Here is a 26,757-nt window from a genome sequence, read left to right as displayed (position 1 = left end):
CGCCGCCGCCGACGTCAAGGGCAGGGGTCAGGCCGGCGTGGTCCAGCGCTGGTTGGCCCCGCCGTGGCAGTCCCACACGATCAGTCTCGTGCCGTCTGCGGTACCACCGTCCGCCGCGTCCAGGCACCTGCCCGTCTGCGGATTGACCAGCGTGCCGCTGCTGCGCTGCCACTGCTGCGCCGCCGAGCCGTCGCAGCTCCTGAGCTGGACGTCGCCGCCGCTCACCGCCACGCACTTGAAGAGCGCGCGCACGGTGCCGTCGCCCGCGAGCACCCAGTTCTGGTGGTTGACGTCGCCGCACGTCCACAGTTCCAGCGGCGTGCCGTCCGCACTGCCGCCGCCGGTGATGTCGACGCACTTGCCGCCCGGGTTGGTGATCGAGCCCGACGAGGAGTTGCCGATGCCGTCCTCCTGGACGCTGCCGCCGGAGACCTGGGTGACCTTGGCGTACGCGGTGCAGGTGCTGCTCGTCGACGTGCCGCTGACGCTCGCCGTGACGGTGCCGCCGCCGGTGCCCGTTCCGGTGGGCAGCTCGTAGCGGACCCTGGAGTACGGCTCGTCCTGGCAGGTCGCCGCGTTGTTGTTCCAGTCGAAGTACTCGACCCAGTCGACCATTCCGCCGGTGTCGATCCGCGCGCCGGCGCCGACCTGGAGGCTGCCGAGGACGAAGGACGTGCCGGCCGTGGTGTCGGTGATGGTGGCCTGGTACCAGCCGTCCGGGGTGCCGGGGGAGATGCGGAACGTGTAGCGGTGGCCGGCTGCGAACGCCTGGTTGTAGCGGCAGGTGTAGCCGGTGCCGGTCTCGTCGAAGGTCTGGCAGTAGGTGCCTGCCGAGCCCGGCTTCGCCGCGGTCGCGTCCCACAGCGAGAACAGGAACATACCGCTGCCGGTACGCCAGCGCTGCTGGCCGATGTAGCCGCCGACACCGCTGCTGAAGCCGAACTGGTGTGCCCAGAAGACATTGCCCCGGCCGGGGTCGGCCTCGACCGTGGTGGCGAACGTGACGTCGGTCAGGGTGCTGGTCCCTGCCGGGAAGGCGTAGTTGGTGTAGCTGCCGGGGGTCGCTCCGCTCGCCGAGGCGGGGGCGGCGAGTCCCAGGCAGGCGGCGACGGCAAGGACGGCGCTCACGCAGAGCGTTCTGGCACGGAGCATGTGTGCCTCCTCCTCGATGGGATGTGCATGACATGTCCTCAGCGGAAGGGTGGGGTCTGGGGCACCGGGACGGGATGGACTTTCCACCCGGGCAGATGGACTCTTCGTCGCGCCCGGCAAGCGAACTGCTCGATATGAACGATCAAATATGTATCGGCAGTGGGCAGGAGCAGTGCGGTCCTGTCAACCCATCAGGAAGAAGTCGCAGTTGGCAGTAGAGACGGTCTCGTTTTGGCGTCAGCAGGCCCCGAGGGTTGACGTGGCGCATCGCAGGTTCCATCTTGAACGATCAAATCCCTGCCGGCGGGGTCATGGCGCGGGACGCACGCCGTGACCCCGAGCGACAGGTCAGGACAGGCAGGTCAGGGCAGGCAGGGCTGGGCTTGAACGGTAGGAGGAGCACGGTGAGTTCGTCGCAGATGAGCCGCAGAGGGTGCCACAGGGAGTTCGGCCACGAGGGGGCCGGCCGGGAGTCCGGCCTCCCGGTCGCACCGCGCACGCGGCCGGCGGTGCGGACCCGGCCGGCGGCACGGACCTGGGCGGTGGCGGCCTCGGCCGCACTACTCGCCACGGCACTCGCCGGGTGCGGTGGTGCCGACTCCTCCGAGCCGGCCGCCGGCGGCCCCGGAGAGTTCACCGGCCGTGGCCCGATCACCCTGGCCACCGGCAAGGACACCACCCGTACCCTCCAGGGCCAGCTCGAACGGTGGAACAAGGACCACCCGGACGAGAAGGTCACCATGGTCGAACTGCCCGAGAGCGCCGACCAGCAGCGCCAGCAGTTCATCCAGAACGCGCAGACCGAGTCGGACGCCTACACCGTGCTCAACCTCGACCCCATCTGGGTCGCCGAGTTCGCCGCCAACCAGTGGGTCGACGCGCTCCCCGCCGAGGAGTTCCCGCTCGACCGGATGCTGCCCGCCGTGGTCAGGACCGGCGAGTACTTCGGCAAGCAGTACGGAATCCCGTTCAACACCAACGCCGGGCTGCTCTTCTACCGCAAGGACCTGCTGGACAAGGCCGGCGCCCGGCCGCCCGCCACCTGGGCCGAGATGAAGGCGGCCTGCGCCGCCGTCGCCAAGCTCCCCGAAGGCAAGGGGGTCGGCTGCTACGCGGGCCAGTTCGACAAGTACGAGGGCCTGACCGTCAACTTCTCCGAGGCCGTGGCCTCCGCGGGCGGCACCGTCGTCGGCGCCGACGGCAAGGCCACGGTCGACACGGAAGAGGCCAGAAAGGGACTGGAGTTCCTCGCCCAGGGCTTCAAGGACGGCACCTTCCCCAAGGAGTCCTCCACCTATCAGGAGGAGGACGGCCGCCGCGCCTTCCAGTCGGGCAAGCTGCTCTTCCACCGCCAGTGGCCCTACCAGTGGACCCTGGCCAACACCACCGACGGCTCCAGCAAGGTCGCCGGCAAGTTCGCCGTGGCGCCGCTGCCCGGTCTGGCAGGCCCCGGCAAGTCCTCCCTCGGCGGACTCGACCTGGCGATCAGCAAGTTCGCCAAGAACAAGGCCACCGCGCTCGACTTCATCAAGTTCTTCTCCAACGAGGCCAACGCCCGCGCCAACCTGGAGGCCACCTCGGCCGCGCCGCCCTACACGGCCCTCTACGACGACCCCGCGCTGCGCAAGCAGTTCCCGTACCTGGCCACGCTCAAGGAGTCGCTGATCGGCGCGACCCCGCGGCCCGCCGTCGTACGGTACGGCGACGCGACCGCGGCCATCCAGGAGAGCGCGGCCGCCGCGCTGAGCGGATCGACGTCCGTCGACGCCGCGCTCGCCGACATGCAGCGGAACCTTTCCGCCGCGATCGACGAGAAGTGAGCGGCGGAAGAGGTTCACCGGTGTCCGTCGTGTCCCGGGCGACGCCCCGCCGCACCGCCGTTCCCCGGCCCCCGCGCACGGCGCGGCGGGCCGGGACCGGCCGGCTCGCCGCCGCCCTGCTCTCACCCACCCTGCTCGTCCTCGGCCTGGTCGTCGCCTACCCGGTGGTGGCGGCGTTCCGGCTGTCGTTCATGGTCTCCAGCGAGTCCATCGACCCGGAGACCGGATTCCGGGTGACCACGTCCTCGTACGGTCTGGACAACTACGCCGCCGTGTTCACCGGGGAACGCTTTCTGCGGCCCTGGTGGAACACCACCTCCTTCGCCCTCGTCTCGGTCGCCGCCGAGGTGCTGATCGGGGTGGCGATGGCGCTGGTGATGCACCGGGCCTTCCGTGGACGCGGGCTGGTCCGCGCCGCGTTCCTCGTGCCCTGGGCGATCCCCACGGCCGTCTCCGGACTCCTCTGGAAGTGGATCTTCAACAGCCAGGGCATCGCCAACGAACTGCTGGGCGCCAAGGTGCTCTGGAGCAGCGAGGGCTTCCAGGCATGGTTCTCCGTCGTGATCGCCGACACCTGGAAGACCGCCCCGTTCGTCGCCCTGCTCGTCCTCGCCGGGCTCCAGATCATCCCGGGCGAGCTGTACGAGGCGGCCAGGGTCGACGGCGCCTCGCCCTGGCGCGCCTTCTGGCGCATCACCCTGCCGCTGGTCCGACCCGCCCTGGTCGTCGCCGTGCTGTTCCGGCTGCTCGACGTGCTGCGCATGTTCGACCTGCCGTATGTGCTCGTCGGCCCGCGCAAGCACTCGGTCGAGACGCTGTCGATGATCGCGTTCGAGGAGATGAGCAACCTGCGCTTCGGCACCGCTGCCGCCTACGCCACCGTGCTCTTCCTCTACATCGCGGTGGTCGCCTTCTCCTTCGTCAAGCTGTTCGGAGCCGACCTGATCGGCCGCGGCACCGGGAGTCCGCAATGAGCACGACCGTCAGCCGGCCACGTACCGCCGGCCGGCCGCGCGCCGGCACCCTGGCCCGCCGCGCGGGCATCGCCGTCATCGTCGCCTACTGCCTCGTGCCGTTCTACTGGATGGTGGTCTCCAGCCTGCGCAGACCGGCCGACCAGTTCTCCAACGCACCGCTGCCGGCACCGGTGTCCTTCGACAACTACGCCGCGGCCTTCGACCCGGCGAACGGATTCGGCCGCGCCCTGCTCAACAGCCTCGTGGTCGCCGGGACCACCACGGCGCTCACCCTGCTCGTCGCGATCTTCGCGGGCTACGCCCTGGCGCGGCTGGAGTTCCGCGGCAAGACGCTGATCCTCACGCTCGTCATCGCGGCGTCGATGTTCCCGCCCATCACGCTCGTGGTGCCGCTGCTGCGGCTCTTCACGGACGCGGGCTGGATCAACACCTACCAGGCCATGATCGTGCCGAGCATGAGCTTCGCGCTGCCGCTGGCGGTGTGGAACCTCACCGCGTTCTTCCGGCAGATGCCGGCGGAGCTGGAGAAGGCCGCCCAGGTCGACGGCTGCACACCCGCGCAGGCATTCCGCAAGGTCGTGCTCCCGCTCGCCGCGCCCGCCGTCTTCACCACGGCGATCCTGGTCTTCATCTGCGCCTGGAACGAATTCCTCATCGCTGTCAGCGTGGTGAACGACCGGCAGATGATGACGGCGAACGTCATCGTGTCGCTCTTCACCGGCCAGTACCGCTACGACCAGCCGTTCGGGACCCAGATGGCGGCCGGAGTCGTGGTGACGCTGCCGCTGGTCGTGGCCGTGCTGTTCTTCCAGCGCAGGATCGTCGACGGACTCACCGCGGGAGGGCTGAAGTAAGTGACGGATCCGAGCAGCGTCACGGCCGCGGACGAGTGGGTGCTGACCGCGGACGACCCCGTCGCCGACCACCACCCCGCCTTCACCGGCAACGGATACCTGGCGGCGCGGGTACCGGCCGCCGGCAACGGATTCGCCGACGGCCCGGTCCGCACCCAGTTCCATGTCGTCGGCCTCTACACCGGACACGCGGGGGAGTGGTCGCGCAAGGCGGCTCTGCCCGCCTGGTCGGGGCTCGACGTCGGCGACGGCAGCGGCACGTTCAACGAGGCGTTCCCCTGCGGCACTTCGGGACCCGGCCAGGCGGAGCTCGTCGGCGGGGACTGGGCCGCCGTGGGCCGCCCGCTCCCGGTGGCCCCCCGCGGCATCGACGCCTACCGTCAGAGCCTCGACCTGCGCACCGGCGTCATCACCACCACCGCCCGCTGGACCTCGCCGGCCGGCCGGGTCACCGACGTGCGCTACGAGCTGCTGACCGACCGCTCCCGCCCCCACGTCGCGGCCGTCACCGTGAGCGTGACCCCGCACTGGAGCGGACGGCTGGAGGTGACCGACAGCCTGGACGGCCGGGCCGCGAGCAGACTGCGGGACGTACGCGCCGACGCGGAGGAGGGGCGGCTCCGGTTCACGGCCGTGGCCGAGGGCAGCGGCATCCCCGCCGCGGTCGTCTCCGTGCTGCGCGGCCCGGGCGGTGCTCCCTCCCCCGCACCCGGTGACGCCGCCCAGCGCCTCGCCGTCGCGGCCGTCGCGGGTGTCACGTACACCTTCACCAAGTACGTGGGCGTCGCCACCGGTCACGACACGGACGACCCGCCCGCCCTGGCCCGTCGCGCGGCGGAGGACGCCGCACGGGCCGGATACGCCCGGCTCGCGCGGGACAACGCCCGCGTATGGCTGCGCGAATGGGAGGGCGACATCGTCGTACGCGGCGACGCCCGGCTCCAACGGCAGGTGCGCGCGGCCAAGTTCTACCTCCTGACCAGTGTCCGCGAGGGGTCCCCCTGGTCGCCGTCCCCGGCCGGGCTCTCCAGCGACGGCTACAACGGCCATGTCTTCTGGGACACCGAGACCTGGATCTGGCCCAGCCTTCTCGCGCAGCACCCCGGCATCGCGGGCAGCGTGCTCGACTACCGCGTCGACCGGCTCGGTGCCGCCCGCGCCTACGCCGCCGACGGTGGCCACCGGGGCGTGCGCTTCCCCTGGGAGAGCGCGCTGCACGGCGGCGAGGACACTCCCTCCTGGGCCCCCTTCGGCCGCTACGAGCTGCACGTCAGCTCCGATGTGGCGCTGGCCTTCCGGCAGTTCTGGCTGGCCACGGGCGACGAGCGCTGGCTGCGAGACAAGGGCAGGCCGGTCCTGGCCGGGGTCGCGGACTTCTGGGTGAGCAGGGCGTCCGCCGACGCCGACGGCTCGTACCACATCCGCGGTGTCATCCCGCCGGACGAGTACGCCGACGAGCCGCACGACGACTCCGTCTACACCAACGTGGCCGCGCGCGCCTGCCTGCGCTTCGCCGCCGAGGCGGCCGCCGCACTGGAGGAGCAGCCCGACCCCCGGTGGACGGAGGTCGCCGACGGCCTCGTCGTCCTCTTCGACGAACGGCTCGGCATCCACCCGGAGTTCGCCGGATACACGGGCCGCCAGATCAAACAGGCCGACGTCGTCATGCTGACCTACCCGTGGGAACACGAGCAGCCGCAGGACGTCACCAGGGAGGACCTGGAGTACTACCGGTCACGCACCCACGAGGACGGGCCGTCCATGACGGATTCGGTCCACTCCGTCGTGTACGCGGCGCTCGGCGACGCGAAGGCGGCCTTCGAGCACACCCGGCGCAGCGTCGAGCCGTTCGTCCGCCCGCCCTTCGCCCAGTTCGCCGAGGCCCGCACGGGGGGCGCCTTCACCTTCCTCACCGGCCACGGCGGCTTCCTCCAGGAGTTCCTGTACGGATACTCGGGGCTGCGCTGGCGCGCGGACCACGTCGCGCTGGCGCCGATCCTGCCGGACGAACTGGAGGGCATCACCCTGCGCGGACTGCGGTGGCGCGGGCGGACCTTCGACGTCGACATCGGCCGCGCCCGCACGACGGTGCGGCTGCACGACGGCACCGCGCTGCCCGTCGAGGCGGGCGGGGCCCGCCATCGTGTGCCGCCCGGCGGCGAGATCACCGTCGCCACACGGCGGTCCGTATCCGGCAGCGGCGACAGCTGATCAACGTCGACGATCCAGCCTGGCAGCTCCTCGTCGACGAGGAGCTGCCAGGCGCCGACGTACCAGTTGAGGTGAACGGCTGGGTAGGGTCGCGGTACACCGAGCTGGGAGGTAGTTGCATGGCCAACGGGATTGTGATCGCGCAGACGACCAGCGACGACGAGGATCAGGCGAGGGCGCCGGCACGGGGTGCGGTCGAGAGGAAGCTGGCAGCGGGCGCGCACATCGATGCGCCGATCACAGCCTTCTACTGGTGGAAGAGCGAGGTCGAGACGGCGCAGGAGTGGCGTATCTCGTATATGACGACGACAGACCGTCTCCCGGAGCTGGAGGCGTGGCTGCACGAGCACCACCCGTACGACGTCCCACAGTGGATCACGCTGCCGGTGACCGGCGGGTCGGAGGCGTACCTGTCCTGGGTTGTCCAGGAGACGACACGGGACTGACGAGCGATGGGCGGTACGGCGGTGTTCGCGCGCAGGAGATGCAGGGTTGAGCGTGATGTGGGCGGCAACGGTCCTGGAGTCGGGCCATAGGTGCGGGTTGGGCAACACCCAGCCGAAGCCGTGGCGTTGAGGGGCCGCGCTCAGGCGCTGGCGCGGACCACCAGCTCCGGTTCCAGCAGGCGGTGCGCCGGCTGGTCGCCGCCCCCGGCGGGGGGCCGCAGCAGCTCCGTCATGATCAGGCGGCCCACCTCCTCGATGGGCTGGCGCAGGCTGGTGAGGCCGATCGCCGAGGCGGCGGGCGTGTCGTCGAAGCCCACCACGGCCACGTCCGCACCGGGGGAGAGGCCGCGGTCCCGGAGGGTCTGGAGCGCGCCCACCCCGAGGGTGTCGGTCGCCGCGACGACGGCGGTCGGCGGCTCGGGGCGGTCCAGAAGCTCCGCCATGAGGCGGGTGCCGTTCGCCATCGTGTCCCGGCCGCGGACGTCGAGGCGGTGGCTTCCGGCGAGCAGTCCGTGCCGGTCCATCGCGGTGAGCCAGCCGCGCGCCCTGGCGTCGCCGACGCTCGTGCCTTCCGGCCAGCCCAGGAATCCGATCCGCCGGTGCCCGGCGGCCACGAGGTGGTCGACGGCGGCCGACGTGCCGGCGGCGTTGTCGACGTCGACCCAGCTGTAGCGGTCGGTCCCCGTGGCCGTACGGCCGAAGGCGGCGAACGGCACCCCGGCGGCGGTCAGCCGTCCGGGCCGCGGGTCGTCCGGGGCGATGTCGTAGAGCACCACACCGCTCACCGCGCCGGCCCGCCACAGGGCCGTGCAGTGGTTGCTCTCCCCGTCGGTGTCGTGCGCGGTGAACAGCAGCACGTGGTGGTCGCCCGCCTGCCCGGCCTCGGCGAGCGCGTGCAGGAAGCGGTCCTGGATCGCGGCCACCGAACCGGTGGACACCGGCTGGATCCGGCAGCCGATCATCCCGGGGGAACTGGCGCGCAGCGAGCGGGCCACCCGGTTGGGGTGGTAGCCGAGCTCCGCGATGACGTGCTCCACCCGCTCGCGGGTCGTGGGGCGCACCCGGTGCGGCGCGTTGAGCACATTGGACACGGTCTGGCGCGACACGCCTGCCGCCTCGGCGACGTCCGAGATCGTCGCGGTGACTCCCGTAGCAGGGCGCCCGCGCCCGGAGTTGACTGCCACGTCCCGTGTCCCCCATTGTCCCGCCGACAGTGCGCCCGATTTTATCGTTCAATCGAGCGCTGTCGATCCCTGCCGGTTCTTCTTGACGGCCCGTCATGAGAGCGTACGGGGATGACGTCATCCCCGGCACTCGACGGCAGAGCGGCCCTGGTCACGGGAGCCTCCCGGGGTATCGGCCTCGCCACCGCGCGCGCCCTCGGCGAGGCGGGGGCGGCGGTCTGTGTCACCGCCCGTGACCCGGCGGGTGTGGCGGCCGCCGTGGACCGGCTCACCGCCGCCGGGATCCGGGCGGCAGGCTGTGCCGGCTCGGTGGCCGACCCGGCACACCTGGCGGCGTGCACGGAGCGGGTGATGGGGGAGTTCGGCCGGCTCGACATCCTCGTCAACAACGCGGCGACCAACGCTCCGTTCGGCCGGCTGATGGACGCGGACCCCGACGTCTGGCGCGACGCCTTCGCCGTGAACGTGGAGGCGCCGCTGCGGCTGACCCAGCTCGCCTGGCGGGCGTGGATGGGCGAGCACGGCGGCGCGGTGGTGAACGTCTGCACCGAGGGCACCCACGGTGTCGGCCCGAACGTCGGCGCGTACGGCACGAGCAAGGCGGCCCTCGTGCACCTGACCCGTCAGCTCGCGGGTGAACTGGCGCCCGCGGTACGGGTGAACGCCGTCTCCCCGGGGCTGGTACGCACCGAAATGGCCCGCTTCGTCTGGGAGTCGGGCGAGGAGCGCATCGCCCGCGCACTGCCGCTGGCACGGATCGGCGAGCCGGAGGACGTGGCGCGGGCCGTGCTGTGGCTGGTCTCCGACGCCGCGGAGTGGGTGACCGGCACGGACCTGGTCGTCGACGGCGGCACGCGGGTGCGTGCCGCCGCCGCCTCCCGGATACTCGGCTGAGCCGGCCGGCGGCCCCGGCGACCGGGCCGCGCCGGATGGGACCGGACGGGGCCGGACCGGGCCGCGTCCGATCCGGCCGCGCCGGACCGGGCCGGACCGGACCGGACCAGGGTTCAGGAGTTGAGCTCCTCCAGCGTCTTCCCCTTGGTCTCGACCGCGAAGCACGCGATCGCCGCGCCCACCGCCGCCACGCACGCCAGCTGGGCGAAGACGAGCGTCAGACCGCCGCCCGCGCCGAGGATCGCGCCGACGGTGATGGGGCCGAGGATGACGCCCAGCCGGTTCCACAGCCCGCCGAAGGCCGCACCCTTGGCGCGGTTGCGCGTCGGGTAGAGCTCGGGCGAGTAGAGGTAGAGCCCGGCGTTGACCGCGTACACGAAGAACGTCGTGCAGGAGGCGAAGAGGGCGACCCGGCCCCCGGACACCGCTCCGGTCAGGGCGAGCGTCGCGAGCGCGAGGGTGGTGCCGCCGAGCGCGGCCACCAGCGCCGGCCGCCGGCCGATCCGGTCGATCAGCAGGGCGACGAGCAGGGTGCCGAGCAGCCCGGTGACATTGCTGAGCAGGGTGTAGACGAGTGCCGTGGTGAGGTCCAGGCCGAAGTTCCTGGTGTAGAGCGACGGCAGCCAGGTGGAGATGCCGTGGTTGACGTAGTACGCGACGAACCACAGACCCGACACGACCGCCGTGCGGCGCAGATACCGCCCGGAGAACAGCTCGCGCAGACGGCCCTGTCCGGTCCCCTGCGAGGTCTCGTCGTCCGCCCCCGCGGCGGGTGTCTCCGTGGCGGGTGCCTCTGCGGCGGGTTCGGGAAGCGGATCCGGCGTGGATGACGCCACCTCCGCCTCGATCCGCGCGATGACCCGCTCGGCCTCCTCCGTCCGTCCGCGCGCCAGCAGCCAGCGCGGGGACTCGGCGACGTGCCGGGGCAGCATCGCCGCGATGAGGACCGGCAGCGCGCCGATCACGAACATGGCCCGCCAGCCCAGGTTGGGGACCACCCACACGGCGACCAGGGTCGCCGCGGCGAGCCCGGCCGGGAAGACCATCTCGTAGAGGAGGACGAAGCGGCCCCGGCGGTCGGAGCGGGCGATCTCGTTGATGTAGGTGGCGGCCACCGGGACGACGCCGCCGATGCCCAGGCCCTGGACGAAGCGGAAGAGCGCGAAGAGTTCGATGCCGGTGGAGAGGGCGACGGCGAGGCTGGCGAGCGCCGTGACGGCGACCCCGATCGCGACGGTCCGCACCCGGCCGATCAGGTCTCCCATCCATCCGGCGGCCAGGGCGCCCAGGAGCATGCCGACCGAGCCGGCGGTCACGGCGAAGGTGGCCTGCCCGGTCGTCAGCTGCCATTCCTTCATCAGCACGGGGAGTGCGGAGGCGGCCAGCAACTGGTCGAACGCCTCGAAGAAGGTGACGGCGCCGATCAGGAAACGGACCTTGACGTGCCACCGGGAGTGCGGCAGTCGTTCGAGCCGTGCCGCTACGGATCTCCCGGCGGGCCGGCCGGCCACAGTCGTCATGAGTACTTCCTTCCGCGAACAGAGAAGTTGCGGAGACAGTAGGAGTGGATATCTAAGCGGTCAATGGTTAATGGCAAAGACGTCTTGGGTGGATGGGCCTCGGAGACTCCGCTGCCCCCTCCCTGAGGTCATCTCGCCGGGGTGGGGCGCGGAGTGGCGGTGAATCCTCTCATGCGGGGGGCTTGTGTCGAGATGCTTTAGCGCTTAGATTTCCAGCGCTCAGGCACTTCGGGTGTCGAGCCCCACCCCGCACCGTCCCGCCAGGAGGTCCTGCCATGCCTCGTCCCACGACCGACATCCTGATCGGCGGCCAGTGGCGGCCCGGCGCGGGCGACCCCGCCGAGACCGTGGACCCCGCCTCCGGACAGATCCTCGCCACCGTCCGCGGAGCCTCCGTCGAGGACGTCGACGAAGCCGCCCGGGCCGCCGCCCGCGCCGCAGCCGACCCCGCATGGCGCGCACTCCTGCCCCACCGGCGCGCCCGGTTGCTCCACCGCATCGCCGAACTGGTCGAGGACGCCGCCGACGACCTCGCGCGCACCCAGACCGCCGACACCGGAAAGGCCCTCGCCGAGACCAGGGCCCTCGCGCTGAGCGCCGCCGCCACCTTCCGCTACACGGCGGCAGCGCTGGAGACGGCGGAGGACGCGATCACACCGTCGCGCGGCGACTACCTGACGATGAGCGTCCACGAGCCCATCGGCGTGGTCGCCGCCGTCAACCCGTGGAACTCGCCGGTCGCCAGCGACGCGCAGAAGCTCGCCCCCGCGCTCGCCGCGGGCAACGCCGTCCTCCTCAAGCCGGCCGCCTGGACCCCGCTCGTCTCCCTCGCCCTGGGCCGGCTGATCACCCGGGCACTGGACGAACACGGCCTGCCCCGCGCGCTCCTGTCGGTCCTGCCCGGCAAGGGCAGCGTCGTCGGCGACGCCGTTGTCAACCACCCCCTGGTCGGCCGCATCGGCTTCACCGGCGGCACCGCGACAGGGCGCGCCATCGCCGCCGTCGCCGCCCGCAGACTGGTCCCGGCCTCACTCGAACTCGGCGGCAAGTCCCCGACCATCGTCCGCGCGGACGCCGACATCCCGCAGGCGCTGGCGGGAGTGATGTACGGGATCTTCTCCTCCAGCGGCCAGTCCTGCATCGCCGGATCGCGGCTGTTCGTCGCGCGTGAGATCCAGGAGGAGTTCGTCGGCGCGCTCGTCGAACGGGTCCGCAAGCTGCGCGTCGGCCCCGGCACCGCCCCCGGCACCCAGGTCGGCCCCCTCGTCCACCACCGGCACCGGGACACCGTCGCCGCCTACGTCGACCTCGCCCGCGAGGAGGGCGGCCGGGTGCTGTGCGGCGGCGCCGCACCCGAGGGCGAGGCGTACCGGGACGGCGCGTACTACCTGCCGACCGTCATCGACGGCTTGCCCCACACCGCCCGGGTGTGCCAGGAGGAGATCTTCGGCCCGGTCCTGATCGCGCTGCCCTACGACGACGAGGACGACCTGGTCCGCCAGGCCAACTCCACCGTGTACGGGCTGGCCTGCGGAATCTGGACCCGCGACCACCGGGCCGCCTGGCGCCTCGCACGCCGCATCGACGCGGGCACCGTCTGGATCAACACGTACAAGCAGTTCAGCATCTCCACCCCCTTCAGCGGGATGAAGGACAGCGGGCTCGGCACCGAGAAGGGCCGCGACGCGATCCGCGCCTACCAGCGGCAGAAGTCCCTGTACTGGGCCGCGTCCGACGCGCCCCTGCCCTGGGCCGGCTGACACCCCCATCCCCCGTACGTCTGGAGACGGACATGTCCCACCCCCCTGTCGCCCGGCTGCGCGCACTGCGCTCGGTCGAACTGCTCACACCCGCCTTCGGCGAGGCCGCCGCCTTCTACGCCGAGGCATGGGGCCTCACGGTCGTGGAGGCCGAACGCGACGCCGTCTGGCTGCGCGGCACCGGCGAGGAGCACCACGCGCTCCAGCTGACCCGCTCGCACCGCGTCGGCCTCGGCCGCATCAGCTTCGCCGTCGCCACCCCCGCCGAGGTGGACGAAGCCGCCCGCCGGCTGCTCGCCCGGGGCATCACCCCGGTGGCCGGGCCCGGTCCGCTCGACCAGGTCGGCGGCGGCTACGGCCTGCGCTTCACCGACCACGAGGGCCGGCTGGTCGAACTGTCCGCCGAGACCTGGGCCGTCACCCCGCGCGGCCGGGGAGAGGCCCTCCCCGTCGGCGTCACCCACGCCGTGCTCAACACCACCGACATCGACGCGTCCGTCGCCTTCTACCGCGACGTCCTCGGCCTGCGCGTCTCCGACTGGTCCGAGCACCAGATGGCGTTCCTGCGCTGCAACGCCGACCACCACTGCATCGCCTTCAACCAGGCGGAGTGGGCCTCCCTCAACCACGTGGCCTACGAGATGAACTCGCTCGACCACTTCATGCGCGGCCTCGGCCGGCTGCGCCACCACGGCATCACCCCCCGCTGGGGCCCCGGCCGGCACGGCCCCGGCGACAACACCTTCTCCTACTTCACCGACCCGGCCGGACTCGTCTGCGAGTACACCTCCGAGGTCGCGCAGGTGGTCGAGGACCGCTGGATCGCCAAGGTGTGGCGGCGCACCCCCGAACTCTCCGACCTCTGGGGCACGGCGGGACCGCCGTCCGAGGAGATCCGCCGCCGCATGGCAGGTTCCCCCGACCCCGGCCCGCTCGCCGCGCCGGACCGCACCCAGGAGGTCCCGGCATGACCCGCATCCGCACGGTCGGCCTCGTCGGCTGGGGCGCCATCGGCCGGGTCGTCGGCACGGCGCTCGCCGAAGGGGCCGTCCCCGGCGCCGCGCTGACGTGCATCGTCGACAACCGGCCCATCGGGGACAGCGCCCCCGCGCCCCAGGTCGCCTTCGAGGAGGCGGTGCGGCGCTGCGACCTGATCGTGGAGGCGGCGGGTCAGGGCGTCGTACGCGCATGGGGCGAGCGCGTGCTCACCGCCGGCACCGATCTGCTCGTCGCCTCGACCGGCGCGCTGACCGACGAGGACCTGGCCGAGCGCCTGCTCGCGGCGGGGCCGGGACGGGTGTACTTCACGGCGGGCGCCGTCGGCGGGCTCGACCTCCTCCAGGCCGTACGCTCCCTCGGCCCGCTCCACGACGTACGGCTGACCACCACCAAGCTGCCCGCCACCCTGGAACAGCCGTGGATGGACGCGGAGTTGCTGGGCCGGATGCGGGCCGCGACCGGACCGGTCGAGGTCATGTCCGGCACCGCGCGCGACATCCCGGTGAAGTTCCCCAGGTCGACCAATGTCGCCGCCTCCGTGGCCCTCGCCGTCGGCGACCTGGACGCCGTCCGCGTCCGCGTCGTCGCCGACCCCGGCGCCCACCGCACCCGGCACGTCGTCGAGGCATCCGGCGCCCACGGCACGTACCGCTTCGACGTCGCGCACCTGCCCGACCCGGGCAACCCGGCGACCAGCCAGGTCGTTCCGTACGCGGTGCTGCGCAGCCTCGCGGCGCTCGCCGGGCGGACGGGGCAGATCCTGTGACGGCCGGTGTGCACGTCGAGGAGTCCGGCACCGAGGGCCCCCTGCTGCTGTGTCTGCACGGGATCGGCTCCTCGTCGGCCGCGTTCGCACCGCAGCTCGCCGAACTGGGCCGGTACGCACGCGTCGTGGCCTGGGACGCCCCCGGATACGGCCGGTCGGCCGATCCCGCAGCCCCCCTGACGCTCGACGACTTCGTCGACGCCGCGGCCGCGCTGATCCGTGAACGCGGCGGCAGCGCCCATGTGCTGGGGGTGTCGTGGGGCGGAGTGATCGCACTGCGGCTCGCCGTCCGCCACCCCGGTCTCGTCGACTCGCTGATCATCGCCGACTCCAGCCCCGGGTCCGGCACGGACCCGGCGAAGGCGGCGGCCATGCGGGAGCGGGCCGCCGAGCTCGCCGAGGCCGGACCGAGGGCCTTCGCCGAGCGGCGCGGTCCCCGGCTCGTCTCGCCCGGCGCCCCCGCGACGCTGGTGCGGCGGGTCGTCGACACGATGGCCGCTTCCGTACGCCTGCCCGGATACGCCTACGCCGCCGAGTCGATGGCCGCCGCCGATCTGCGCGGCGAACTCCCGCGGATCACCGCCCCCACGCTCGTCCTCTGCGGCGACCAGGACCGGATCACCGGCACCGGGGCCTCCCAGGCCATCGCCGGTGCCGTCCACAGGACCGCCTACGTGATCGTCAAGGACGCCGGTCACCTGGCCAACCAGGAGCAGCCCGCGCGCTTCGACGCATGGGTGCTCGCCCACCTCCGCATCACCGCCCGCATCCCCGAACAGGAGACCCCCGCATGCCTCTGACCACGACCGACTACGACAACGGCGGCGACCTCGCGAAGTACACCGACGGGCTCATCGCGACGCAGGACTCGCGCGAGCCGGACTGGGGCACCCTCTCCTTCCAGGAGAAGGCCGGCCCGCAGTACAGGCGCGCCCAGATCCGCTACGTCGGCTCGGGCGCCACCGGCAACCACGAGAACGACAACCGGATCATCCCGTCCGGCGGGTTCACCTTCTCCAACATGCTGCTGCCCCCGGGCGCCGAGGGCCCCGCCCACACCCACCACGACGTCGAGGAGGCGTTCTTCGTCCTGGAGGGGCAGGTCCGCGTCGGTGTCCACCGGGGCCCGGACGAGGTCGAGTACCGCACCCTCGGCTACCGCGACATGATCGTCGTCCCGGCCGGAGTGACCCGCTCGCTGAAGAACGAGGGCGACACCGACGCGCTGTTCTGCGTCATCATCGGCACCCGGAAGCCGCAGGTCCCGACATACCCCGAGTACTCCCCGCTGTACGGGGTCACGCGTGACTGACACCCGTACGGTCGTCGTCACCGGCGCCGGCCGTGGCCTGGGACTGGCCATGGCCCGCCGGGCCGGCGAGGACGGCTTCCGGGTCGTCCTCGCCGAAACCGACCGGGTGCGTGGCCGGGACGCCGAAACGCGGCTGCGCGCGGAGGGCGCCGACGCCCACTTCGTACGCTGCGACGTCGCCGACCCCGCCTCCGTGGCGGAACTGGCGCAAGCGGTGGGGGAGTCGGGGCCGCTGTACGGCCTGGTCAACAACGCGGCTCTCGCCAACGGCGTCGGCGGCAAGGAGTTCCAGGACATCGACGTCGCGGCGTGGGACCGGCTGATGGCGGTCAACGCCCGCGGCCCCTGGCTCGTGGCGAAGGCCCTCCATCCCCACTTCGGGGAACACGGGCGCATCGTCAACATCGCCTCCGACGCCGCCCTGTACGGCTCCCCGCGGCTCGCCCACTACATCGCCTCCAAGGGCGCGGTGATCGCGCTCACCCGGGCCATGGCCCGCGAACTCGGCGACCGGGGCATCACCGTCAACGCCGTCGCCCCCGGCCTCACCGAAGGCGAGGCCACCGAGGCCGTGCCCGCCGAGCGCCACGACCTCTACCGCCTCAACCGGGCCGTCTCCCGCCCCCAGCAGCCCGACGACCTCACCGGGCTCGTCGCCTTCCTGCTGAGCGAGGAGTCCCGCTACCTGACCGGACAGGTGGTCGCCGTCAACGGCGGCTTCACCATGAACTGACCTGGAGAACCCCATGGATCTGGGCCTCGCCGACCGCACCATCGTGGTCACCGGCGGCAGCTCGGGCGTCGGCCTGGCCACGGTCCGCGCCCTGCTCGACGAGGGCGCCCGCGTCGCCACCTGCGGACGCGACGCCGGCCGGCTCGCCGAGGCCGCGGCGGCCCTCGGCACCGACCGGCTGCTGACGCAGGTCTGCGACGTACGGGACGCGGAAGCCGTACGGACCTTCATCGGGCGCACCGCCGCCGAGTCCGGCGGCATCGACGGGCTCGTCAACAACGCCGGACAGTCCCGGATGAAGGGCCTCGACGAGTCCACGGCCGAGGACTGGCGCGACGAACTGGAACTCAAGTTCAGCGGTGTGCTCAACCCGCTGCACGCCGCCCGCCCCCACCTGAGGGCCTCGGACGCGGCGAGCGTCGTCAACGTCAACGCCGTCCTCGCCAAACAGCCCGAGACCCGGCTGATCACCACGAGCGCCGCCCGCGCCGGCATCCTCAACCTCTCCAAGTCCCTGTCGGCCGCCCTCGCCCCCGACGGCATCCGGGTCAACTCCGTGTGCCTGGGCCTGATCGACACCGGCCAGTGGACCCGCCGCCACGCGGCCGCCGGGACCGCCCGGACGTACGAGGAGTGGCAGGCGGCGCTCGCCGCCGACCGGGGGATCGCGCTCGGCAGGCTCGGGCGGGCCGAGGAGGTCGCGTACGCGATCGTCTCGCTGCTCTCGCCGCGCGCCTCGTACATCACCGGCACCGCCATCGACGTCTGCGGCGGCGTCGGCCGCTCCATCCTCTGAGGAGACCCGACCATGCGACAGGACCGACACGACGGCCACCACGGACCGGACGGCCACCACGGACCGGACAGTCACCACGGACGGGGTGGGCCCGGCGGATCCGGCGGACCCGCCCGGTACGGCGACGGAGGCGAACTCCTCGTCACCGTCCTGCGGGAACTCGGCATCGACACCGTCTTCGGCATCGTCAGCGTGCACAACCTGCCGCTCGTCGAAGCAGTCGACCGGGAGCTGCGGTTCGTGCCCGTGCGCCACGAGGCCACCGCCGTGAACGCCGCCGACGCCTACGGGCGCGCCCGCGGCACCATCGGCTGCGCCCTGACCTCCACCGGAACGGGCGCGGGCAACGCGGCCGGCTCGCTCATCGAGGCGCTCGCCTCGGGCACCTCCGTCCTGCACATCACGGGGCAGGTCGAGAGCGCGTTCCTGGGCAGTGGCCGCGGCTTCATCCACGAGACCAAGGACCAACTGGGCATGCTGCGGGCGGTGTCGAAGTACGCCGCCACCGTGCCGTCCGCCGACGCGGCCGGCCGCGTCCTGCGCGAGGCGGCGCACGCGGCGCTCACCGCACCCGGCGGACCCGCGAGCGTGGAATGGCCCATCGACCTCCAGTACGCGGCCGGGACCGATGCCCCGGCGCCGATCACCGCTCCCGCCGTGCCCGCCCCCAGCGAAGGCGAACTGGCGGCTGCCGGCGCACTGCTCGCATCGGCACGACGGCCCCTGATCTGGGCCGGCGGCGGCGCCGCGCGGGCCCGTACCGAGCTCGCGGACCTGCTCGCCGCCACCGGTGCCGGACTGCTCACCTCCAACTCGGGACGTGGCACGGTGCCCGAGGACCACCCGCAGGTCATCGGCAACTTCGCCACCACCCCGGCCGGGCGCGCCCTCCTCGCCGACGCCGACGTCCTGCTCACCGTCGGCACCCACTTCCGCTCCAACGAGACCGCCGACTACGGCCTGGAACTCCCCCCGTCGCACATCCAGACAGACCTCGACGCCGCCGCGCTCGGCCGCGTGTACCCGGTCGACCACGCTCTCCACGGAGACGCCGCCGCCGTCGTCGCCGCGCTGCTGCCGTACGCCGGGGCGGCCGAGCCGGGCTGGACGGACCGCGTCACCGCGATCCGCGGGGAGGTGCGCGCCACGCTCCACGACACCATCGGCCCCCAGGCGGCGATCTGCGACGCGATCCGCGCCGCACTGCCCCGCCGCGCCGTCGTCGCCCGCGACGTGACCATCCCGTCGAGCAGCTGGGGCAACCGGCTCCTCGCCGTCCACGACCCCCGGGACAACGTCTTCCCGCGCGGCGGCGGCATCGGCCAGGGCCTGGGCATGGGCATCGGCGCCGCCCTCGCCCGGCCCCAGGACCCCACCGTCGTCATCGCGGGCGACGGCGGCCTCGCCGTGCACCTCGGCGAGCTGCTCACCCTCGCCCAGGAGCGGCCCCGCCTCACGCTGCTCGTCTTCAACGACGGCGGGTACGGCGTGCTGCGCAACATGCAGGACCGGTACGGCGAGCGGCGTTCCGGGGTCGACCTCGTCACGCCCGACTTCGAGCGGCTCGCCGGGGCCTGCGGGCTCCCGTACCTGCGGATAGCCGCCGCCGAGCACGCCCGGCCGGTGCTCGACCGGGCCGTGGCGTCCGGCGGGCCGACGCTCGTCGAGGTGGACCTGGCGGCGCTCGGCCCGATGAAGACCCCGTTCACCCCGCCCGTGAAGATCCACGGCCGCGGCCCAGGCCAGTGAGGAGGCAGCCGGCATGAGCGAGACCCCTCTGCACCTGACCGTGCACCGCATGACGTGGGAGGCCGACGGCGTCCTCTCCGTCGAGCTGGTCCACCCCGACGGCAAACCCCTCCCCGCCTGGACACCCGGCGCCCATATCGACGTCCACGTGGGCGGCGTGATCCGCCAGTACAGCCTGTGCGGCGACCCCCGGGACGCCGGGACGTACCGGATCGGCGTCCTCGACGAGCCCGCCTCACGCGGCGGTTCGCGGTACGTCCACACACAGCTGCGCCCCGGCCGGAGCCTCACCGTCTCCGAACCCCGCAACCACTTCGCCCTGGAGGACGCCGCCGGCTACCTCTTCGTGGCGGGCGGCATCGGCATCACCCCGCTGCTCGCCATGGCCCGCGAAGCCGCCCGCCGAGGCGCGGGCTGGCGCATGGTGTACGGCGGGCGCAGCCGGGCCTCCATGGCCTTCACCGGCGAACTCGCCGGCCTGGACGGCGAGGTGGGCCTCGTCCCGCAGGACGAGCACGGCCACCTCGACCTCGACGCCGCACTCGCGGAGCTCGCCGGCGACACGCTCGTCTACTGCTGCGGGCCCGAACCGCTGCTGGCCGCCGTCGAAGCCAGGTGCCCCACCGGGCAGCTGCGTCTGGAGCGGTTCGCGGCACCCGTCGTCGAGCGCGGCGGGGACGCCGACGCGGCCTTCGAGGTCGAGTGCCGCACCTCCGGGCTCACCCTCACCGTCGGCCCCGGCACCTCGATCCTGGAGGCGGCCGAGGACGCCGGCCTGAGCGTCGACAGCTCCTGCCGCGACGGCATCTGCGGCTCCTGCGAGACCCAGGTGCTGGCCGGCACGCCCGACCACCGCGACTTCCTGCTCAGCGAGGCCGAGCACAGCGCGAGCGCCACCATGATGATCTGCGTCTCGCGCTGCGCCTCCGGCCGCCTCGTCCTCGATCTGTGAACCGCCCGTTGGAGGCACCGATGGCACCGATGACCCCCGCCACCTGGCCGTACCTGGACGCCCACCAGTCCCGTACGCACGAACCGACCCCCTACGAGCACAGACTCGCCGCCACCCTCGAAGAGGTCTTCACCAAGGACGGCCACGAACTCGGCGACGTCGTCAGGGGTCTGAACACCCGCCAGGTCCACGCCCCCGACGGCGCCCCATGGACCGAGGAGTCCTTCCGCGCCGAGATGCACCGCCTGGGAGCCTGACATGACCCTCTCCACCACGGCCACCGCCGACCACGTCCACGCCAACGGACTGCGCAACCAGTGGTACGCCGTCGTCCCGTCCCGCTTCGTCGCGCCCGGCGCGATGCGCAGGGTCACGGCGCTCGGCGAGCAGTGGCTGCTCTTCCGCCGCTCCGACGGGACCCTGGCGATGCTGGCCGACCGCTGCCCCCACCGCGGCGCCCCCCTGTCCCTGGGCAGACACCTCGGCGACCGGGTCGCCTGCTGGTACCACGGCGTCGAGGTCGCGACCGACGGCACCGTCACCTCCGTGCCGGGCCTGCCCGGCTGCAGCCTGGAGGGCAAGCGGCTCGTCACCTCGCTGCCGGTCCGGGAGGCCGCCGGAGCGATCCTCGCCTGGTTCGGCGACGAACAGCACCCGGAGCCGGGCGAACTCGTCCTCCCCGACCCGCTCACCGATCCCGAGGTGGAGCCCATCCTCTGCTACGCCGAGTGGAACGTGCCGTGGCGGTACGCCATGGAGAACCTCCTCGACCCGATGCACGGCGCTTTCCTGCACCACGAGTCGCACACCATGTACGACGGGGACACGACGGCCAGGTTCCGCATCCGCGAGACCGACCGGGGCTACTACTTCGAGAAGACCGACCAGCGGGGCGTCAACTTCGACTGGGTGGAACTGTGCCGCACCGGCATCGACTGGGTGGACCTCTCCATCCCCTACCCGCCCTCCGCCGGCCCCGGCGGTGCGTTCGGCATCGTCGGCACGGCCTGCCCGGTCGACGCCGGCCGCACCGGCGTCTTCTTCTGGCGCTACCGCCGCGTCCAGGACTGGCAGCGCGACACCTGGCGGTTCCTGTACAAGACGCTCATCGAGGAGCGCCACTGGGAGGTGCTCGAACAGGACCGCGTCATGCTGGAGGCCATGCCGCCCGACGCGGACCAGCGCGAGAACCTGTACCAGCACGACCTCGGCGTGGTGCGGCTGCGCCGCCTGTACCGTGCCCAGGCCGAGGCGCAGGCAGCCGGTGCGTGACCCCCGCGGGGGCTCTCGCGGGTCCTTCCCGGCGTCTCAGCCGGGAAGCTCGTCGTCCGAGGCGAGGATCGAGTGCTCCAGCTTGCGCAGCAGCCGCGCGAGCTGGCGGCACTCGGCGGGGGACAGCTCGGCGAGCATCCGGCGCTCGTTGTCGAGATGCTCGGCGAACACCTCGTCCACCTTGGCGAGCCCTTCGTCGGTGAGCCGCGAGTGGACCACCCGCCGGTCGTCGGTGTCGCGCTCGCGCACGATCAGCCCGTCCTTCTCCAGCCGGTCGATCCGCAGCGTCACGCCTGCCGACGACACCAGCCCCGAGTCGGCGAGCTGACCCGCCGTCAGCCGGTACGGCTTCCCCGACCGCCGCAGCGCGGTCAGCACGTCGAAGCCCGCGACCGAGAGTCCGTGCCGCTCGATCGAGGCCGTGAGCCGGGTGCTGTACCGCAGGAACGACCGGTGCAGCCGGGCGAGCACCTCCAGCGGACTGGTGTCCAGCTCGGGCCGCTCCCGCGCCCAGTCCTCGATGAACGCCGCCACGGCGTCCCGATCGGCCGTCGCCCTGCGCTCCGCCATGACGTCCCCTCGTCCCCTCACCGCTGCATCTCACGCCCCTGAGAATTCTATCCCTGAAGGATCACCGTCCGTGGTCCGAAGCGGGGAAGGGCCTCCTGCGGCGCCGCGCGAGGTGAGATCCTCGCACGGTGGACAAGACGACGGGGGACACCGCCGTATGGCGGGTGCTGCTGGGTTACGTACGCCCCTACCGGCACTGGCTGGTACTGGGAGGACTGCTGAGCCTGGTCACGGGGGCGACCGGACTGGTCCTGCCGCTCGCCGCCAAACGGCTCGTCGACAACCTCGGTGCGGACCGGCCGGTCACCGGGGCGCTGCTCCTGATGACCGTGCTGGTCGTCGCCAACGCCGCGATCGGGGCGGTGGGTGGCTATGTGCTGCGCCGCACCGCCGAGTCGGTCGTGCTCACCGCGCGCCGGCGACTCGTGTCGCACCTGCTGCGCCTGCGCATATCCGCCGTCGACCAGAGCGAGCCGGGCGATCTGATGGCCCGGGTCACCTCCGACACGACCCTGCTGCGGCAGGTCACCACCGGCTCCCTCGTCGACGTCGTCACCGGCAGCCTCACGCTCGTCGCCACCGTGGTGATGATGGGCGTGCTCGACCTCGTCCTGCTCGTCGTCACCCTCTGCGTGCTGGCCTTCGCGGGCACCGTCATCGGCGTGCTCGTCCCCCGCATCAACCGCGCGAGCAAGCGCGCCCAGGAGTCGGTCGGGCAGATGGGCGCGTCCCTGGAGCGGATGCTCGGCGCGCTGCGCACGGTGAAGGCGTCCGGTGCGGAGCACCGGGAGGAGCGGACCATCCACGAGGCGGCGGCCGACTCCTGGCGGGCGAGCATCCGTGCCGCCAAGTGGGAGGCGATCGCCGGGAACACGGCGGGCCTCGCCAACCAGATCGCCTTCCTCACGGTCCTCGGCGTCGGCGGGGCGAGGGTGGCGGCGGGGGCGATCGAGATCGGCACGCTGATCGCGTTCCTGATGTACGTCTTCTATCTGATGCCGCCGATCAGCCAGCTCGTCGGCGCCGTGACCGAGTACCAGGTCGGCGCGGCCGCGGTCGGCCGCGTACAGGAGGCCGAACGGCTGCCCACCGAACCGCAGGCCCCACCCGCGGCCCTCCCCGCCGCCGACGCGCCACCCGCCCGGGTCGCCTTCCGCAATGTGCACTTCGGCTACGGCCCCGGCCTTCCGGCGGTGCACCACGGAGTGAGCTTCTCCGTACCGCCGCGCGGCATGACCGCCTTCGTCGGACCCTCCGGCGCGGGGAAGACCACCGTCTTCTCGCTCATCGAGCGGTTCTACGAGCCGACATCGGGCACCATCCTCCTCGACGACCGGGACCTGAGCTCGTGGGACCTCCCGCAACTGCGGGCCGCCATCGGGTACGTCGAGCAGGACGCCCCCGTGCTGTCCGGCTCCCTGCGCGACAACCTCCTGCTGGGCAACCCCGACGCCGACGAAGCCTCCGTGCGCCACGTCCTCGGCACCACCCGCCTCGACGGGCTCGTCTCCCGGCTGCCTGACGGCCTTGACACCCTCGTCGGCCATCGCGGCACCAGACTCTCCGGCGGCGAACGCCAGCGCGTGGCCATCGCCCGCGCCCTGCTGCGCCGCCCCCGGCTGCTGCTCCTGGACGAGGCGACCTCCCAGCTCGACGCCGTCAACGAAGCCGCGCTGCGGGACACCGTCGCCGAGGTCGCGCGCACCAAGACCGTGCTGGTCGTCGCCCACCGGCTGTCCACGGTGACGCTGGCCGACCGGATCGTGGTCATGGACGCCGGGACGATCCAGGCCGTCGGCAGCCACGCCGAACTGGTCGCGGCCAGCCCCCTGTACGCCGAACTCGCCGCCACCCAGTTCCTCACCGCAACCGACTGAGGCGGCCGGCCGGACACCGCCCTCCCCGGGGCGCCGACGCTGACCTCCGTACCCTCGTACCCCCGTACCCCCGACCCGGCGCGGGGGCCGATGGCACACAGGAGCGCAGATGCACGACGAGGACGAGGACGGGACGGCGGCGGTCCGGACGCCCGGCGAGGAGCCGGCCGCGACCACCCCGGCGACACACGGCTTCCTGCTGCTCCACGGCTGGCAGAACCACCGGCCGCCCGGCCACTGGCAGCACTGGCTCGCCGGCCGGCTCGGCGAGCTCGGACACGAGGTCGGCTACCCCCAGCTGCCCGATCCCGACGATCCCTGCCTGGAACGGTGGCTGGATGAGCTGCGCAGCCACCTGGACGCCCTGCGGGGACAGCGGCGCACGGTCGTCTGCCACAGTCTGGCCTGCCTGCTGTGGCTGCACGCCGTCGCCCGCGGCGCCGTCGCCGTACCCGTCGACCGGGTCCTCCTCGTCGCCCCGCCCTCCTCGGAGGTGCTGCGACAGCACACCGAGGTCAGGGAGTTCGCCGCACCGGCGGTGACCCCGGCGGAGGTGTCGGCCGCCGCCGCGTACACGCGTGTCATCGGCAGTGACAACGACCCCTACTGCCCGGAGGGTGCCGCCGCCCGGTACGGCGAACCGCTCGGCCTGCCCTCCGACATCCTGCCCGGGCAGGCCCACCTCGACCTGGACGCGGGCTACGGGGACTGGCCCGCGCTGCTTGACTGGTGCCTCGGCACGGACACGGCGCCCGTCACTGCGCGACGAGGACGCCCACACCGGTGATGCGTCCCGCCGCCAGATCGGCCAGGGCCTCGTCGGCCCGGGCCATCGGATAGCGCGTGACCCGTACCGTGGGGCGCAGCCGTGCCGCCTCGGCGAGGAAGGCGCGGCCGTCCTCGCGGGTGTTGGCGGTGACGCTGCGCACCGTGCGCTCCTGGAACAGATGCCGGTCGTAGTCGAGCGGGGGCATGGCGGTGAGATGGATCCCGGCGATCGCCAGGGTGCCGCCGCGGTCCAGCGCCGCGAGCGCGGTCGGCACCAGTGCGCCCGCCGGTGCGAACAGGATCGCGGAGTCCAGCGGCTGCGGGGGCGCGTCGAACCCGGCCGACGCCGCGCCGAGTTCCAGCGCCAGCCGCTGCGCCTGCGGCGAGCGGGTGACGACGTGGACGTCGGCACCCCGGGCGATGGCGAGCTGGGCGGTGAGATGGGCGGAGGCGCCGAACCCGTAGATGCCGAGCCGGCCGCCCTGCGGCAGCTCGGCCCGCTGGAGCGCCCGGTAGCCGATGATCCCGGCGCACAGCAGGGGAGCGGCGTCCTCGTCGGACCAGCCCTCCGGGAGGCGGTAGGTGTAGCGGGCGTCGGCGACGACGTGGCCGGCGAAGCCGCCGTGGATGTCCCAGCCGGTGTAGCGGGACTCGGGGCAGAGGTTCTCCCGTCCCGTACGGCAGTAGCGGCACCGGCCGCAGGTGCCCGCGAGCCAGGCAGCGCCCACCCGGTCGCCGAGACGGTGGTCCCGGACGTCCGCGCCGGCCGCGACCACCTCGCCGACCACCTCGTGGCCGGGTGTGCAGTGCGGTCTGCGGGGCGCCAGGTCACCCTCGGCCAGATGCAGGTCCGTGCGGCACACCCCGCACGCGCGGACCCGCAGCAGCAGCTCGGACGGGCCGGGCTCGGGCATCGCGCGCTCGACGAGCCGCAGCGGTCCCGAGCCGATGGGCCCCGGGCGCTCTACCACCCAGGCGGAGGTCGTCACGGGGCCGGGAGGGGGCGTACTGGGCGGGGCCGTCATCGCTCACCTGCCGGCTTCGGTCGCTTGCGGGCGGATCTCCCCTGCAATCTACAGAAAACGGACGTGCGGCCGCACTCGTGACGGTCGTCGGCGGCGCAAGGGATCAACGGATCCAAGGATCAAAGGGGCAACGGATCAAAGGGGCAACGGATCGGCGGCGCCCCGTGGATGCCCCGGGACGCCGCCGATCCGTACGCTCACCCGCTCGCCCCGCTCACACGTTGGGCACCTTCAGCCTGTCCCAGCTCGTCTTCCCCGGGATGCCGTCCGCGTCGCTCCCCGAGTAGCCGAGCTTGCGCTGCCAGGCGGCGTACGACGCGCGGTCGGCCTCGGTCCACTCCGGCCCCGGCCCGACCTCGTACCGCCCGCACCCCTCCGCCACCAGGCGCTTGCCCATAGCGGTGATGATCGCGCTGCGCCGGCCCGAGGCGAAGAACGCGGCGCCGGGGAACGGCTCGTACGACGGCGAAGGCGACGGCTTCGACGGTGGCGGCTTGACCGGGCCGTCCGGCTTGCCGCCGAGCCGCTCCCGGATCCTGCCGCGCATCGAGTCCATCGTGAAACCGCGGGGGTCGATCTTCCCCGGCTGCCACTCCTTGTGCCCGATCACCGAGCGGTGCGTCCAGCCGTGCGCCCGGCAGATCGCGGCCGCGGCCTTCTCGATCGCCTCCAGCTGGGCCGCGGGCCAGGGGTCCTTGCCGTCGCCGAGGTTGACGCACTCGAAGCCGTAGAAGGAGCGGTTGCCGTCCGTGTTGGCCTCGTTGTCCGCGGGCAGCGCCGTCTCGTCGACCACCGCGCGCAGGACGTCGTCGTCGCCGAGCCCGGCGTGATTGGCCCGCCCGTGCCCGACCAGGTGGACCGACCCGTCCTTGGCGATCACGCCGTGGCACAGCGGACCCGGCAGGCTGGAGTGGCCGTTGTAGCAGATGTCCACGGAGCTCTGGGTGCCCGAGGTGACGGTGTGATGGATCATCACCCCGTGCACCGGGCCCCAGGGGCCCTTGTGATTGCGGTTGTGCGTACGCCAGCTGCGATGCTCGACGACGTGCAGACCCTCCCCGCGGAGGGCGCTGAGCAGCTTGGCTGCCGTGAGCGGCGTGGCCATGGTGGTGCTCCTCTC

The 26,757-nt window shown here is 72.8% G+C and carries 25 protein-coding genes; 19 read left to right on the top strand and 6 right to left on the bottom strand.

What is annotated here, in order from left to right:
- Positions 1 to 27: 27 nt before the first annotated feature.
- A complete protein-coding gene (locus KK483_RS01085) occupies positions 28 to 1,152 on the bottom strand; it encodes a ricin-type beta-trefoil lectin domain protein (RefSeq protein ID WP_262002943.1) in 1,125 nt (374 codons plus the stop codon).
- Between the two features lie 404 nt (positions 1,153 to 1,556).
- On the opposite strand from KK483_RS01085, the gene KK483_RS01080 reads away from it, so the two are divergent.
- The 5 genes from KK483_RS01080 (at position 1,557) to cutA (ending at position 7,460) form a co-directional block, all read left to right on the top strand.
- A complete protein-coding gene (locus KK483_RS01080) occupies positions 1,557 to 2,972 on the top strand; it encodes an ABC transporter substrate-binding protein (protein ID WP_262002941.1) in 1,416 nt (471 codons plus the stop codon).
- Positions 2,973 to 2,992: 20 nt separating this feature from the next.
- Positions 2,993 to 3,946 (top strand): carbohydrate ABC transporter permease, encoded by a 954-nt coding sequence (locus KK483_RS01075; protein WP_262002940.1) that lies wholly within the window; start codon positions 2,993 to 2,995, stop codon positions 3,944 to 3,946.
- On the top strand, positions 3,943 to 4,803 hold the full coding sequence (locus KK483_RS01070) for a carbohydrate ABC transporter permease (protein WP_262002939.1): 861 nt from the start codon (positions 3,943 to 3,945) through the stop codon (positions 4,801 to 4,803). Before KK483_RS01075 ends, KK483_RS01070 begins: the two co-directional genes overlap by 4 nt.
- Complete coding sequence (locus KK483_RS01065) at positions 4,804 to 7,014, top strand: glycosyl hydrolase family 65 protein (protein WP_262002938.1); 2,211 nt, start codon at positions 4,804 to 4,806, stop codon at positions 7,012 to 7,014.
- A gap of 119 nt (positions 7,015 to 7,133) precedes the next feature.
- Positions 7,134 to 7,460, top strand: coding sequence for a divalent-cation tolerance protein CutA (gene cutA, locus KK483_RS01060; protein WP_262002937.1), 327 nt, complete (start codon positions 7,134 to 7,136; stop codon positions 7,458 to 7,460).
- Between the two features lie 140 nt (positions 7,461 to 7,600).
- On the opposite strand, the gene KK483_RS01055 is transcribed toward cutA, so the two are convergent.
- Entirely contained in the window at positions 7,601 to 8,644 is a 1,044-nt protein-coding gene (locus KK483_RS01055) for a LacI family DNA-binding transcriptional regulator (protein WP_262002936.1), read from the bottom strand.
- A 111-nt stretch (positions 8,645 to 8,755) separates the two neighbouring features.
- Here KK483_RS01055 and KK483_RS01050 point away from each other — a divergent pair, with 111 nt between their 5' ends.
- Entirely contained in the window at positions 8,756 to 9,538 is a 783-nt protein-coding gene (locus tag KK483_RS01050; RefSeq protein ID WP_262002935.1) for an SDR family oxidoreductase, read from the top strand.
- A gap of 113 nt (positions 9,539 to 9,651) precedes the next feature.
- Here KK483_RS01050 and KK483_RS01045 read toward each other — a convergent pair whose 3' ends face one another.
- Positions 9,652 to 11,058 (bottom strand): MFS transporter, encoded by a 1,407-nt coding sequence (locus KK483_RS01045; protein WP_262002934.1) that lies wholly within the window; start codon positions 11,056 to 11,058, stop codon positions 9,652 to 9,654.
- Between the two features lie 275 nt (positions 11,059 to 11,333).
- Between KK483_RS01045 and KK483_RS01040 the strand changes: the two genes are divergently transcribed.
- The 11 genes from KK483_RS01040 to KK483_RS00990 are packed head-to-tail and all read left to right on the top strand — an operon-like array spanning position 11,334 to position 21,397.
- Positions 11,334 to 12,818, top strand: a complete 1,485-nt coding sequence (locus KK483_RS01040; protein ID WP_262002933.1) for an aldehyde dehydrogenase family protein — start codon at positions 11,334 to 11,336, stop codon at positions 12,816 to 12,818.
- 32 nt (positions 12,819 to 12,850) lie between these two features.
- The gene (locus KK483_RS01035; protein WP_262002931.1) at positions 12,851 to 13,789 is read left to right on the top strand and encodes a VOC family protein; all 939 of its coding nucleotides are present in this window, start codon (positions 12,851 to 12,853) and stop codon (positions 13,787 to 13,789) included.
- Entirely contained in the window at positions 13,786 to 14,583 is a 798-nt protein-coding gene (locus KK483_RS01030; protein WP_262002930.1) for an aspartate dehydrogenase domain-containing protein, read from the top strand. Before KK483_RS01035 ends, KK483_RS01030 begins: the two co-directional genes overlap by 4 nt.
- Positions 14,580 to 15,383 carry an alpha/beta fold hydrolase gene (locus tag KK483_RS01025; RefSeq protein WP_262002928.1) on the top strand — a complete coding sequence of 268 codons (804 nt, stop codon included), beginning with the start codon at positions 14,580 to 14,582 and terminating at the stop codon, positions 15,381 to 15,383. The genes KK483_RS01030 and KK483_RS01025 overlap by 4 nt, the downstream gene beginning before the upstream one ends.
- Positions 15,374 to 15,895: a cupin domain-containing protein gene (locus tag KK483_RS01020; protein ID WP_262002927.1), complete on the top strand. Its 522-nt coding sequence runs from the start codon at positions 15,374 to 15,376 to the stop codon at positions 15,893 to 15,895. Before KK483_RS01025 ends, KK483_RS01020 begins: the two co-directional genes overlap by 10 nt.
- Positions 15,888 to 16,628, top strand: a complete 741-nt coding sequence (locus KK483_RS01015) for an SDR family oxidoreductase (RefSeq protein ID WP_262002926.1) — start codon at positions 15,888 to 15,890, stop codon at positions 16,626 to 16,628. The genes KK483_RS01020 and KK483_RS01015 overlap by 8 nt, the downstream gene beginning before the upstream one ends.
- Positions 16,629 to 16,641: 13 nt before the next feature.
- Positions 16,642 to 17,424: an SDR family oxidoreductase gene (locus KK483_RS01010; RefSeq protein WP_262002924.1), complete on the top strand. Its 783-nt coding sequence runs from the start codon at positions 16,642 to 16,644 to the stop codon at positions 17,422 to 17,424.
- 12 nt (positions 17,425 to 17,436) lie between these two features.
- Positions 17,437 to 19,173, top strand: a complete 1,737-nt coding sequence (locus tag KK483_RS01005; RefSeq protein WP_262002923.1) for a thiamine pyrophosphate-binding protein — start codon at positions 17,437 to 17,439, stop codon at positions 19,171 to 19,173.
- Between the two features lie 13 nt (positions 19,174 to 19,186).
- Positions 19,187 to 20,125, top strand: a complete 939-nt coding sequence (locus KK483_RS01000) for a PDR/VanB family oxidoreductase (protein WP_262002921.1) — start codon at positions 19,187 to 19,189, stop codon at positions 20,123 to 20,125.
- 29 nt (positions 20,126 to 20,154) lie between these two features.
- Positions 20,155 to 20,382 (top strand): recombinase-like helix-turn-helix domain-containing protein, encoded by a 228-nt coding sequence (locus KK483_RS00995; RefSeq protein ID WP_262009291.1) that lies wholly within the window; start codon positions 20,155 to 20,157, stop codon positions 20,380 to 20,382.
- Position 20,383: 1 nt separating this feature from the next.
- Positions 20,384 to 21,397 (top strand): aromatic ring-hydroxylating dioxygenase subunit alpha, encoded by a 1,014-nt coding sequence (locus KK483_RS00990; RefSeq protein ID WP_262002919.1) that lies wholly within the window; start codon positions 20,384 to 20,386, stop codon positions 21,395 to 21,397.
- A 36-nt stretch (positions 21,398 to 21,433) separates the two neighbouring features.
- On the opposite strand, the gene KK483_RS00985 is transcribed toward KK483_RS00990, so the two are convergent.
- A complete protein-coding gene (locus KK483_RS00985; RefSeq protein ID WP_262002917.1) occupies positions 21,434 to 21,967 on the bottom strand; it encodes a MarR family winged helix-turn-helix transcriptional regulator in 534 nt (177 codons plus the stop codon).
- A 128-nt stretch (positions 21,968 to 22,095) separates the two neighbouring features.
- On the opposite strand from KK483_RS00985, the gene KK483_RS00980 reads away from it, so the two are divergent.
- Positions 22,096 to 23,844 carry an ABC transporter ATP-binding protein gene (locus KK483_RS00980; protein WP_262002915.1) on the top strand — a complete coding sequence of 583 codons (1,749 nt, stop codon included), beginning with the start codon at positions 22,096 to 22,098 and terminating at the stop codon, positions 23,842 to 23,844.
- 109 nt (positions 23,845 to 23,953) lie between these two features.
- The gene (locus KK483_RS00975; RefSeq protein ID WP_262002914.1) at positions 23,954 to 24,631 is read left to right on the top strand and encodes an alpha/beta hydrolase; all 678 of its coding nucleotides are present in this window, start codon (positions 23,954 to 23,956) and stop codon (positions 24,629 to 24,631) included.
- Here KK483_RS00975 and KK483_RS00970 read toward each other — a convergent pair.
- On the bottom strand, positions 24,600 to 25,637 hold the full coding sequence (locus KK483_RS00970) for a zinc-dependent alcohol dehydrogenase family protein (protein ID WP_262002912.1): 1,038 nt from the start codon (positions 25,635 to 25,637) through the stop codon (positions 24,600 to 24,602). The two genes, KK483_RS00975 and KK483_RS00970, sit on opposite strands and share 32 nt — an antisense overlap.
- A gap of 214 nt (positions 25,638 to 25,851) precedes the next feature.
- Positions 25,852 to 26,742 (bottom strand): peptidoglycan-binding protein, encoded by an 891-nt coding sequence (locus KK483_RS00965; RefSeq protein ID WP_262002910.1) that lies wholly within the window; start codon positions 26,740 to 26,742, stop codon positions 25,852 to 25,854.
- Positions 26,743 to 26,757: the final 15 nt, after the last annotated feature.

The organism is Streptomyces sp. FIT100 (assembly GCF_024584805.1).
GTDB lineage: Bacteria > Actinomycetota > Actinomycetes > Streptomycetales > Streptomycetaceae > Streptomyces.
Note: the sequence above shows the minus strand (reverse complement) of the source record. Positions and strands in the feature narration are given on the sequence as shown.